Origin of the sequence: Exilibacterium tricleocarpae (assembly GCF_007004655.1) — a bacterium.
GTDB classification, from domain to species: domain Bacteria; phylum Pseudomonadota; class Gammaproteobacteria; order Pseudomonadales; family Cellvibrionaceae; genus Exilibacterium; species Exilibacterium tricleocarpae.
In genome coordinates this window covers 1-12,637 of sequence record NZ_ML660112.1, presented here as the reverse complement: position 1 = coordinate 12,637, position 12,637 = coordinate 1, and the positions used below count along the sequence as shown (strand labels likewise).

General features: G+C 49.9%; 9 protein-coding genes and 1 pseudogene. 5 read left to right on the top strand and 5 right to left on the bottom strand.

Going from position 1 to position 12,637, the window contains the following annotated elements:
- The first annotated feature begins 11 nt into the window (after positions 1-11).
- A complete protein-coding gene (locus FKG94_RS25890; RefSeq protein WP_218943648.1) occupies positions 12-1,394 on the top strand; it encodes a family 43 glycosylhydrolase in 1,383 nt (460 codons plus the stop codon).
- Positions 1,395-1,571: 177 nt separating this feature from the next.
- Here the strand turns inward: FKG94_RS25890 and FKG94_RS25885 are convergent, their stop codons facing one another.
- Entirely contained in the window at positions 1,572-4,241 is a 2,670-nt protein-coding gene (locus FKG94_RS25885; RefSeq protein WP_142929853.1) for a hypothetical protein, read from the bottom strand.
- Between the two features lie 709 nt (positions 4,242-4,950).
- Here FKG94_RS25885 and FKG94_RS25880 point away from each other — a divergent pair.
- Positions 4,951-5,880 carry a hypothetical protein gene (locus FKG94_RS25880; protein WP_142929852.1) on the top strand — a complete coding sequence of 310 codons (930 nt, stop codon included), beginning with the start codon at positions 4,951-4,953 and terminating at the stop codon, positions 5,878-5,880.
- A gap of 395 nt (positions 5,881-6,275) precedes the next feature.
- A complete protein-coding gene (locus FKG94_RS25875) occupies positions 6,276-6,653 on the top strand; it encodes a hypothetical protein (RefSeq protein ID WP_142929851.1) in 378 nt (125 codons plus the stop codon).
- A gap of 71 nt (positions 6,654-6,724) precedes the next feature.
- Here the strand turns inward: FKG94_RS25875 and FKG94_RS25870 are convergent, their stop codons facing one another.
- Positions 6,725-7,180, bottom strand: coding sequence for a hypothetical protein (locus tag FKG94_RS25870; protein ID WP_218943647.1), 456 nt, complete (start codon positions 7,178-7,180; stop codon positions 6,725-6,727).
- A gap of 314 nt (positions 7,181-7,494) precedes the next feature.
- Between FKG94_RS25870 and FKG94_RS25865 the strand changes: the two genes are divergently transcribed.
- Complete coding sequence (locus tag FKG94_RS25865) at positions 7,495-9,225, top strand: sigma-54 interaction domain-containing protein (RefSeq protein ID WP_246125409.1); 1,731 nt, start codon at positions 7,495-7,497, stop codon at positions 9,223-9,225.
- A gap of 289 nt (positions 9,226-9,514) precedes the next feature.
- On the opposite strand, the gene FKG94_RS25860 is transcribed toward FKG94_RS25865, so the two are convergent.
- Positions 9,515-9,814, bottom strand: coding sequence for a hypothetical protein (locus tag FKG94_RS25860; protein WP_142929849.1), 300 nt, complete (start codon positions 9,812-9,814; stop codon positions 9,515-9,517).
- Positions 9,807-10,316 carry a DinB family protein gene (locus FKG94_RS25855; RefSeq protein ID WP_142929848.1) on the bottom strand — a complete coding sequence of 170 codons (510 nt, stop codon included), beginning with the start codon at positions 10,314-10,316 and terminating at the stop codon, positions 9,807-9,809. The genes FKG94_RS25860 and FKG94_RS25855 overlap by 8 nt, the downstream gene beginning before the upstream one ends.
- A 655-nt stretch (positions 10,317-10,971) precedes the next feature.
- Here FKG94_RS25855 and ltrA point away from each other — a divergent pair.
- The gene (ltrA, locus tag FKG94_RS25850) at positions 10,972-12,039 is read left to right on the top strand and encodes a group II intron reverse transcriptase/maturase (protein ID WP_246125407.1); all 1,068 of its coding nucleotides are present in this window, start codon (positions 10,972-10,974) and stop codon (positions 12,037-12,039) included.
- A gap of 358 nt (positions 12,040-12,397) precedes the next feature.
- Here the strand turns inward: ltrA and FKG94_RS29085 are convergent.
- Positions 12,398-12,637: pseudogene (locus FKG94_RS29085) on the bottom strand (L,D-transpeptidase family protein); the annotation flags it as partial.

Below are 12,637 nucleotides of genomic sequence, written 5' to 3'. Positions count from 1 at the left end.
GCTCGAATACGATGACTATGACAAAAGCCATTTTTTTATTTCTTCTGGCCGCAGTGGTCGGACTATTCACCAGTTCGGTTACAGCGGACAACCCCCTGGTAACCCATATGTACACCGCCGACCCGACCGCCAGGGTATTCAACGGCAGGTTGTATATCTTCCCCTCTACTGACATTACCTGCAAAGAGGGCTTTGGCAATAACGGCTTCCGTATGCCCAGCTACAACGTCTTCTCTTCGCAGGACCTCAATCGCTGGACCGACCACGGCCTGATAGTCGATCAATCAGAGGTGCCCTGGGGTGTTAAAGACGGCTTTGGTATGTGGGCGCCCGATGTTATCGAAAAGGGGGGGAAGTACTATTTTTACTTCCCGAATATCCCGACGGATAAAAGTGCATTTCGCCGTATTGGCGTGGCGACGGCCGATCGACCCGAAGGGCCCTACACCGTCATGGAAACTTATGTAGAAGGTATCAAAGGTATCGATCCTAATATCTTTATCGATGACGACAAACAGGCGTATATCTATTGGGGCGGCGGCGAGGAACTGTTTGGTGCCAGGCTCAAAGATAATATGCTGGAACTGGCATCAAAACCGCAGGTTATCGAAAAACTGCCTGCCAAATACAAAGAGGGTCCGTTTGTTTTTAAACGCGACAACATCTATTACTTCACCTTCCCCCATGCGCCCGACGGCTCTGAGGAACTCGCTTATGCAACAGGCACCAGTCCCCTGGGGCCGTTTGAGTACCAGGGCCTCTTTATGGAACGTTGGCGCGACGGGCAGTGGACCAACCACCACTCGATTGTTGAATATAAAAACCAGTGGTATGTTTTCTACCACCACCACCAGATCAGCAAAAACCAGCACCTGCGCTCCATGCGGGCGGATTACCTGTTTTTTGACTCAGCGGGCCGAATCCAAAGGGTTGAACCCACCCTACGCGGCATCGGTGTTGCCAGGGCCACGAGTAAAATCCAGATAGATCGCTACAGCCGCCTGAGTGATAAACATGTCAAGGTATCCAGACGAAATGATAACGACTTGCCCGCTGCATGGATAGTGGACCGAGTGCAAAGTGGTGGTTGGGTTAACTACGACCGCGTGGACTTTGCCGCCGGCGAAGCCAACGCCCTGGAAGTTTCGGTTGCCTCAAAAACACTAGGCGGCACACTGGAACTGCGTCTGAGTGGCTCAGAAGGTGAACTGCTTGCTGAAGTGCCTATCGACGATACCGGCGACTGGGATAACTGGAGACTGTTCAGTGCACCGCTTAAAAGACAGGTTACAGGTGTGAAGAACCTGTCTTTTTTATTCAAAGGGCCTAAAAATACTGCTTTGTTCAGTGTTGATTGGGTACGATTTAAAAGGGTTGATGCCGAAGCACACTAACCGTCACATGATCCGGTCCGGTTGCAGTGCTGTGTCTCTCTCTGTCCAACTCCGTACATGGAGTTACCACTTTTTGATTTCGATCCACTAAACGCAGCATAGACCGCCCCAGCCGCGATAGCGGCAGCCCTGGATCAAGGCTGTAAAGAGACGGCCGCATGCTTCAGACCTTACCCGTCAAAAACCAGAGATCGCATTTCCTCCCCACGACATAAACACCCGGCTATCCGTTGCCAGGTCCAGGACTATTATTGCCACCTCATCGGCTACCAGTAAACGGTTATTGATACTGTCCACTATCACAGAGATCGGATCTAAAAAGACCGGGCCGGTGCCAACTGGCCCACCCGCATCGAGATTGCCACCCGACACAATCACACGCTCACCGGTGCTCAGGTTCACTGCAAACAACACGCCCAAACCAGTGCCAAAATCCGTAACCAACGCACAGGCTGTTGCCTCACCCATTATCCGGGCACAGTCAGCGGCTGCGACCGGCGTGACCGATACGGGGCTGATAAATTCCGGGCCGAGACCAACCGGTGCACCCTCATCAAGACGGTTGCCTGACACCAGCACACGCTCACCAGTATCCAGGTTTACCGCAAGTAGTGCATCCGAACCTCCATCCACAACCAGCGCACAAGCCGCTGCATCCTCGTTATTCAGCATCCGGGCACAATCAGCGGCGACGGCCGGCGCGACAAACCTGGGGCTGACAAATTCCGGGCCGGTGCCAACCTCCACCCCCTCACCGGGATTGCTACCCGACACAATCACACGCTCACCCGTGTCCAGGTTCACCGCAAGCAGCGCGTCCAAATCAATACCGGTATCCACCACCAGCGCACAGGCCGTTGCCTCCTCATCATCCAGCACCCGGGCACAATCAGCGGCGGCGGCCAACGCTACAGACCTAGGGGTGATAAAGTCCGGACCGGTGCCAACCACCGCACCCTCACCGGGATTGCCACCCGACACAAGCACACGCTCACCCGTGTCCAGGTTCACCGCAAGCAGTGCGTCCAAACGACTATCCGCTACCAACGCACAGGCCGTTGCGCCCTGATCATCCAGCATCCGGACACAGTCAGCGGCGGCGACCAGCGCGACAGACCTGAGGTTGATAAATGCCGGGCCAGTGCCAACCCCTGCGCCCTCATCGGGATTGTTACCCGACACAATGACACGCTCACCGGTGTCCAGATTCACCGCAAACAGCGCCCCCAGCTCCCGGTCCGCAACCAACATGCAGGCTGTTGCGGCACCGAATAACTGGCCACAGCCGCTCACAGCAGAAACCGCTTGAAAGAAACCAGGCCCTGCCCCCAGCCGATTGTCCGGCAGCAAACTGCGATGACCCATGGTCAAATCCACCGCTATCAATGCATCAAAGTTACCATCAACGATCAACGCCCGGTTGCCGGCTCTATCTAGTAAAACAGACAAAGGTAACGAGAAACCCGGGCCGCTACCGACTAGCGCATTATCATTGGCGGGGTCATTACCCGATACAATGACGCGCTCACCACCCTCCAGGTTCACCGCAAACAGCGCGCCCAACTCATTATCCGCAACCAACGCGCAGGCCGTTGCGCCATCCAGTAGCTGGGCACAATCAGCGGCGGCGACCGGCGCGACAAATCCAGGATTGATAAATTGCGGGCCGGTGCCAACCTCCGCACCCTCACCGAGGCTATTACCCGACACAATCACACGCTCGCCACTGTCCAGGTTCACCGCAAACAGCGCCTCCAAATCCGCATCCACAACCAACGCACACGCCGTTGCACCCTCGTCATCCAGCATCCGGGCGCAGTCAGCAGCAGCAACCAACGCAACAGCGTTAGGATCGTCAAATTTCGGGCCGGCGCCAACCTCCGTGCCCTCATCGGGATTGCCACCCGATACAATCACACGCTCACCCGTACCCAGATTCACCGCAAACAGCGCGTCCAAACCACTGCCGGTATCCACCACCAACACGCAGGCCGTTGCGCCCTCATCATCCAGTACCCGAGCACAGCTTTCGGCGGCGACCGGCGCGACAGAGGTGGGAACGAAAAACTCCGGGCCTGCGCCAATCACCTCACCCTCATCGAGAGGGCCACCCGACACAATCACACGCTCACCAGTGTCCAGGTTCACCGCGAACAGCGCGTCCAAATCCTCATCCAATACCAACACACAAGCCGTTGCGCCATCCAGCATCACGGCACAGTCATCGGCAGCACCCAAGGCGACAGACAAAGGGAAATCAAATTCCGGGCCAGAGCCAATCAGCCCATCACCATTCCCGTCCCCGCTACCTGACAGCAGGGTGCGCTGACCACTATCCAGATCCACAGACACAAGCGCAGAGTCATCTTGATTTGTCTTATTATCGTGAACAATCATCAACACCCGATTGTTATTACTATCCAGGACACCATCGATCGGGGCGACCACGGGGGACGACTGCCTAATCACAAGCGCACTGTCTGCCTCTTGATCACCGTTACCTTCACTGTCCTGCACCTCGACAACCAATGTGTTTTTGCCAAAAGCCACGGGCACCCTGGCCTGCCAACTGGCAAAACCATCATCGCTTTGTGCATCGACACCGTTAACCCGAACAAAGGCGATAGCACTTTCCGAATCGCTTGCGCCCCCCCTCACAGTTATCGTCTCACCATCCGTTAAAGCGCTTGGTGTTGGAAACTGAATCACCGCCGTGGGTGCGGTGGTATCGCCGGGCTGAAGCTGACCACCACCGCCACCGCCACCACCACCACCACCACCGCAGGCAACTAGCGCAAACACAAACAGCAACAGGGTGTACTTAGATAATCGGGTAAGGTAATACATGATAGCGTCCTGTGTTTTAATGAATACGGGTGCTTTCCCGGGTCTTTACAACCAAGATTAGGCAATGACTGTCATCATCCGGGGCACCCGAACATACGCCGCAGCCAACGCAAAAGTTGCACCTGTAGCGAACCTGATAAAAAAAACAGAGAAAATCGACTTGAGAGCTTCGCTTCTAAAGAAACTGGTAAAGCCAACTGCCAACTAAATGATACTGAAAACGAACCGGCGGGCGCTCACGCTTTGTTAAAAACCGTGATACTGTCGACAAAATGCTTCCAATAGCACAGAACGGCTTAAGTAAGCACAATGTGTGCTTTGCAGCACCTATCACCCCTTCCTTGATACCTAATTAAATAGCCTTCTCTGCGGCGCGGCGCGGGCTCTGGTAATCGATTCACTGCTGAAGGTGCTCCGGACTTTGCGCCCAGGTGAGCTGGAACCTCAGTTTCAACGAGCAATATGTCACCCCTGCTCTCAATGTGTCACCAAGACCAACAAAATAATGCCAAAACAGTTGTTTTTATCAACAATACTATCCCGATGGAGTATCGCATACTAAGGGGGGATTCACCCTAACTACAGCTAAAAAGTATATATACTTAAACGGCTTCACCGGTGATTAAATCGGTGCTACTATTTTTAATCTGGCAACGCGCTCCTAATAAAGCCCACCCTATCAACCAACTTCGCCGAGAGAGTTAAGGGTATGTTACAGGTAACTTCGAAATTAGAAGCAAAGAGGTATCTGGAAACTTGGCATAAAAAAAACCCGTGTCCACACAAGCTGTACAAATGGTTTCCTTTAGAAGATTTCGCAATACAGTTGGAACAACGTATCGAATCACCCAGCTCGATAAATCAGGGAGACGGAAGTTACTTGTGTGGCGTGGCCTCTTTCTTTTATAACCTTGCCGAAATCAACCCGCTTGGCTATACGAAATATGCCCTGGGGCTGTATGAAAAAGGAGTAGGCGAAATTCCGGGAAAGCTTGGCGACACGATCATAATTGACACCAAAAGAATAAGCAGAAAAAACCTGGGAAAATCCAAGGCTTTTCAAGCACCAGTCAACAAAGATATCCCCTATCTGGATTGGATGACGTTGGCGATTTTTGCCGATTGGAACCATACGCTCTTCCCGATGGGGAAACAAACAAAAGGCAATAACTGGAATGTGCTGAACAATACCTTGCCTTACGAGATGGTCAAGTGGTTTAAAAATCTCGGCTACACTATCGGTGTTGATCTCAACTCGGCCTATACCACTACCCAATACGTGACAGAGGCGTTAACCGGAGATGAGGCTTTTATCAAAAAACAAAAAGCCAGTATTGTTGCCGCTTCAAACTATTGGGGGAGAGAATGGAAAGTTATCTTCTTTGTCGACAGCGCGATTACTACAGCGGCAAAACAGGCCAAAAATGCTAATGGCGATCTGCATAAGGAGATGGACAAAAGGTCACCGACAGGCACGCATTACATCACGCTGGAATCGTGTATTAATATACACGAACACAGTCAAACAATGAGCTTTTCATTTTATGATTATGGTGATATACACAAGGATATCCATTTTAGGCTTGAAGATTTTTGCAAACACTATTTTGGCTATCTCGCTTTTAAGCCGCCTTTTTAATTAATCGACCCCCTGTTTTTTGATCGACTTCTGTAACTGATCAACGCCCCGCGGATGGCCGACTATCGGCATCACGGTCTTCCGCCAAGCGGCTCCTCCAGAACTGTTTTCATCTCTTCAAAACGCGCGTCAACGCCACTGGCGAAAAAGTTCTATTATGGACTATTTAAAAACATCAAAATAAACTTTCAAACATCTCTATAATGCCTGCAGCAGCGTAGCTGATTCTCCACTTGATCAATCAATGAGGGCCCTGGTTGAGCTGCGTTTATCGTAAATTAACCGATGCGCCTATTATTGTGGAATGATAGTAAGATACACATTATCAAAAAATCCAGAGCGCGGCATTAAGAGCGGCGGCCTCTGCATCCACTGGCAATATAAGAGGAAGCAATATGAATCTATGGGTTTTAAGCGCGGGAATACTGGGCCTGTTAACCTCCCTGATACATATTTTTGCCGGCCAGGTTGATCCGGTCAGGCCCTTTTTAAAAGCCGATCTCGCCGATATTCCAAAAGCTACCTTATTGGCTTGTTGGCATATGGTGTCGGTTACTCTAATTGTCGCCTCCGGCGTTCTGGCTTACATCGGCAGTTTCAATTTACTCAATTTGAACATTGTCGTAATTGGCATCTCACTCACATTTATTACTTTTTCTATAGTATTTATCATAGTCGGCTGGTATTTTTTCGGTCACCGAACGTTTTCCAAACTCCCACAGTGGATATTGTTGTTGCCCATTGGTGGGCTGGGGCTTATTGGGGTAATGTAAGTTACGGGTATCGCCGCGCCCTGCCCTGACAACGAACACCAAGGCGGCCTTAGCGTCGCTGCAAGCGGTAACTACAGGTAGGGTTCTTCTAAAGTCAGGTGGCTAACCAGCAGCTTGAGAAACAAAAACGGGATAAACCACTCAAAGCCAGGGGTGGGCAGTAACAGGTATTGCGATATCAACAGTGCGTTGCAGACCAACAACAATGCAACGCTGCGCTGAACACGTTGCGACACGGTAACAACGGCCGCCGACGACAGCAGCAACAGCAGGTAGATCACAATAAAGAAGCTGATATCCATATCCCTGAAAAGCCAGGCCACCAGAAAAACATGCAACCCGTGCAGGACGACAAACCCCATGTGCTGGTGCCACTTTTGAGAAGGCCGATGATACCAGCGCTTGGCACTGGTGGTAGCGTTCGTGGCTACACCGGCAATAATATCGAATGCCAGTAAGGCAGCGACGATATACTGAGCCAGTGTCCATCCCAGTTCGGAAAAATGCGCATAATAAACTAATGCCATTGTGCCAAGTACCGCCGGGACTAAAGCCAGGGCATTCTCAACCGCTGTTGCGCCCGGACCGACAAATCTATCCCAGCCCCCCATCAGACCTTTGCGCGGTTGCGGGCATCGCCATTGAGACTGTAAATTCATTGCTATTTCCCCCTATAACTCGATAGCTCTCTCACTAGTGCTACAGCTTGAGCAGAGCCATCAGCGCGATGAAGAGCCATCAGCGCGATAAAGAGCCATCAGCGCGATGATATGCCTGTTTCGCCGCTGGCTGCTCCGCTTCAATAGCTCCCATCCCAATAACTGTATTGATTTCAACAAAGATGGATCAATACTCGTGCCAGCCATTTTTTATCAATAAATACAATAACTTAAGCGATATTTATGGCACAAATTTGCGATATTTCACATATCTAATTGCGGTATTTAGTGATACTGTGCGCGATTACGATATTTCGCATAAGTACGGGCAACCCATTGCAATGAATACCAACGAATACCAGTTCTCCCACCAGGCAACCCGGGAGATTTGCCGCTGTTTAAATGTGGAGGATGCTTTACATGCCTGCATCCGCTTTATCGCAGACTACATACCGGTCGAACGGATGTATCTGGAATCCTGGAGTAACAGGCTCGGTGTAGTTCGGGCGATCGCTACCGCAACCATCGATAAGGGGAAAGCCATCGATCGGCTGATATCTGTGCCGATTGAAGAAATAGACAAAGTCATTAAAAAAGTCCGGGAACAGGGGCAGGAAGACGGCGCATTTATCGTGAACCACCCCGCCGCAGATCCGGTGTCCGGGCAAATGTTGAGAGGTTTAGGCCACCCGACGGACGTATCCATATTGGGCACCTATACAGTGTTGGATGGAGAAATTATCGGGGCGGTTATTGCCACCGTCCCCGGGCAGGGACGCTACACTGACCAACATGCAAAACTCTTTAAACTACTGAAAAGCCCATTTGCCATAGCCATTCAAAACGCCCTGCAATTTCGGCAGGTGAGCAAGCTAAAGGACTTGCTTGCTGATGACAATCGCTACCTGCGACATGAACTCAACAAAGAATCAGCGGCAACTGTTATCGGTGCCGATTTAGGTTTGGCCGATGTCATGCGAGCGTCACAACAAGTTGCGGTACACAACAGCCCGGTGCTGTTGCTGGGAGAAACAGGAACCGGAAAGGACCTTATAGCCAGTCATATTCACCAAATCTCTGAGCGCAACCAGGGTCCCTTTGTCAAAGTGAATTGTGGTGCAATACCGGAGACACTGATTGACAGTGAACTATTCGGCCATGAAAAAGGCGCTTTTACCGGTGCACTGGCGCAACAGCGAGGACGTTTTGAGCGAGCAAATACCGGCACTATTTTTTTAGATGAGATTGGTGAGCTACCCCCATCCGCACAAACACGGTTGCTGCGCGTACTGCAAAACAGTGAGATCGAGAGAATAGGCAGCGACACTACACTAACGCTTGATATCAGGGTTATCGCCGCCACCCATCGCAATTTGGAGGCGATGGTACGAGACGGCCGGTTTCGGGAAGATCTGTGGTATCGGCTAAATGTTTTCCCAATTACTATTCCGCCGTTAAGGATGCGTACCGGTGATATTCCGGCGCTGGTCCAATATTTTGTCCACAAAAAAACCAAAGACCTGAAGCTTGGCATACCGCCGCCGTTACCTCCGGGCGCCATGCAAAAACTCGTTAACTATGGTTGGAGAGGCAATGTCAGGGAGCTTGAAAATGTTATTGAACGCGCCTTGATCTTGGGGTCTGGAAAAACACTGGTTTTGGATCGGCTGGTAGATAACGACAACCCGCTAAACCGGGCATCCGCGAGATCGAGTAAACCGGCACCGCTGGACGACATTATCACAGCACATATATATGACGCACTGCGATACACCGGCGGTCAAATTCACGGCGCGGGAGGTGCGGCCGAGTTGCTTGACATCAATGCCAGCACCTTGCGATCAAGAATGAACAGGCTGGGTATTGATTATGGGCGCAAGCCCGGCGCAACGCCGACGACTAAGGTGAGTTAGTTCAAACTTCATACGGCACCTTACAAATATAGAACGTAATTTGGCCTTGCTGCCGGTTATCGCCTACAAGCCGACCTTCGTTACGAGCTGCCTATCAGTCTGCAATCGGCCAACTTCGGCCATTTGCCACCGCAAGAAATATTCTCTTTGTTAGTAGGTTTCTTGCCATAAGTGGGTGGTCAAGTAGCATTGACGTTTTGCTAAACGGCAACCAAAACGTAGTGTAGGCCGTCCGATGGAGGGCGCGCTTTTTTGCGCCCGGAACGAATTTGAGCAACTTGTTAATGGCTTAACCCTCTGGTGGCAACATATTACCAAACAAAGCCATAAAACTTAGCAAAACAAAGAGAACCCACCAAACTATATAAGCCCCTGTAGTAAACTTCTTTTTCCCACGACGAAAAATGATAAGTGGTATACCTACAATGGCAAAAGGAATTAGAACACCAGTCATCGCACGGCCGAACATAAACCCTATACCATATGCTGAAGGTCCTTCGCTAGTTGCAATTAGGCTGACGGTAAAGTAAGTTAATGCCAGGCTAACAAGAAACATTACCAATGTATTTATATTTAGTGTTTTAGTCATTTAGTTCTGGTAAAAACGGAAGATCAGTTGAACCATACTCAAGGCCTAACTGACTTAACAGTGTAGTCAATTGTCCCCTGTGATGAGTTTGATGATTAAATAAGTGCTGAATTAATATTCTTCTAGGAACGGAGCGTTCCTTCTTATCCACATTGCTAGTAAAGGTAAATATACTATCCAATGACTTGTCAGTTAATGTTTGTACCCAAGCGTCTATTTCTTTATCAACTACAAAGCGTTCAGTTTTTAGCGCTTCCCATTCTTCGTGCAAAGTCTTGTTAATATCTCTTGGTGTGAAAGTGCCATCTCTCAGGCGTTCAAGCCATGCCTTGTCTCCATATAAGATATGGTCAAGTGTTCTGTGAATTGAACCAAAAAATGCTCCCATGTCTTTCTTGCGCACACCGTCACTTAGAGAGTCGCAAACTGCGTATATTTTTTGATTCATCCAAATATTGTACTTAGATAGAGAATCAAAATAATTTAAAAAATTCTGTTTCATGATTATTCCAATAAATACACACAGCGCTTTGCTAAGCGACCGCAGTGTAGGGCCGAAGGCCCGGAACAAAGGTCCAGCCACAGCTTGCTGTGGCGATGCTTGAGCAACTTGTGTACGCCCGGCATGGGTATTAACTAATGGGGTGAAAGTCCCCTGTAGAAAGATCACCGTCGAAAACCATGTTGTGATTAGACGATAACTACTAGCGAATGGCAAGGGCCAATCCGTGAGGAAAGGTCTGAAGGAAGCTGCTAGCAAATCTGCGAGCGGATGAACAAGAACATCATATGAGGCGTAGGCTGAAGGCGAGTTGGCACAAGACAACGAAGCCGCGTGATCTACCGGCCACCGTAAATGATGCCGTTGTGCAGAGACAGTTAATGCGCTTATCCAGGGAGATCTGACAAACGTGCGTCCCTCACATACGTTCGGAAAATACCAGCTAGGGGCTGGTTAATCAACCCCTTGGCGCCCTGAGCAGCTGCACTCTACGGCGAGCGAATCCGCAGCGACCCACATATGCCTCAGAGAAGCGCCTCTGCCAGCAATGGTAGCGGTGATTTGTCAGAAGTCAGCAGACGGCATAGTAGCCAAATACTCAACGTAATGGTTGAGACAGGGCGAAGGCCTGAACATTTAACCGAAGGAAAACACCATGCCTTACTTGAATAGCGATACGGCACCGAACGGTGCGTCCGTTGATCAGCGTAGTGCTGGATCGAACGCCTTCAACCTCGAACTGTTCGACGCGGTATTTGCAGCCTCTAATGTGGCTCGTGCTTGGCAACAAGTGCGCGCTAACAAAGGAGCACCGGGTATCGATAACATGACGGTAGAAGCTTTTCCCGCTTGGGCGAAGGGTCATTGGCAAACGCTGAAGACGCAGACCCTAGCAGGGACATACCGTCCTCAACCGGTCAAGCGGGTTGAGATCGACAAGCCCAATGGTGGAAAACGCCAACTCGGTATTCCCACCGTGATTGATCGGGTGATACAACAAGCCATCGTGCAAATACTGTCTCCAATGATAGACCCTACCTTTTCAGAAAACAGCTTTGGTTTTCGTCCTCAACGAAGTGCGCATCAAGCCGTTAAGCAAGTGCAACAAATCATTAAACAACAACGGCGTATTGCTGTTGATGTCGATTTGTCAAAATTCTTTGATCGAGTAAACCATGACATATTGATGCACCATGTCTCTCGCCATATCAACGATAAGCGCCTGCTGAAACTGATTGATCGTTATCTTCGTGCGGAGATCGATGAAAACAGTAAGACTTACCCCAGCACTCTAGGGGTGCCCCAAGGTGGCCCGCTTTCACCCTTGTTGTCAAATATTTTACTCGACAACCTGGATAAAGAACTCGAACACCGTGGGCACCCATTCGTCCGATACGCGGACGATTTTATCATACTGGTAAAATCCGAGCGAGCAGGGCATCGGGTACTGAACAGCATTACATGCTTTCTAGAAAAGCGCTCAAAGCTCAAAGTCAACACCGAGAAAAGCCAGGTGGTGAAAACCTCACAATGCCAATTCTTAGGCTTTACGTTTAAGTGGGGCAAAATCCAATGGCACAACAACTCTCGCGATAAGTTTAAACAAGAGGTACGTAGACTGACTAACCGCAACTGGGGCGTGAGTATGGCGTACCAACTGTTTAAACTGAGCCAATATCTGCGTGGCTGGATCAATTACTACGGTATCGCTAATGCTTACTAACACTGTGTTGATCTCGATAACTGGATACGGCGGCGAGTACGGATGTGCTACTGGCGTCAATGGAGAAAACCGAGAACAAAAGTCAGAAACCTAATCAGGCGTGGTGTCTGGGTACAATCGGCAGTGGCCTGTGGTCTTACTAGTAAAGGCCCTTGGCGTAGTTCGAAAACCCCTGGCATCCAGCAAGCATTAAGCAATGACTACTTGTTGAAAGCAGGATTATTTTCATTGAGGAGTGGATGGATCAAGGTTCACTATCCTAACGGATAAGTTAAATGAACCGCCCTGTGCGGACCCGCTTGCAGGGTGGTGTGGGGAGAGCTGGCTAGATACCAGCTCTTACCCGATTAGCACTGAATTACACACCAAATGTATATTTTCCACCGGACACCTCAACATTAGGAGGTCTTTTATGTTTGTTGAAGTAATCATACCCTTCCTTGAGATTAACCCAAAATGGATACCATTGACTTGAACGGTATTTGGATAAATTTTCAAGCTCTAGTTTAAACGGGAACAAGTGGACCCTGAAGAACGGTTGCCCCGACTTAAGCGCAGCCACTCCAAGAGCGTAAATTTCATTAATATAAGAGTCCGT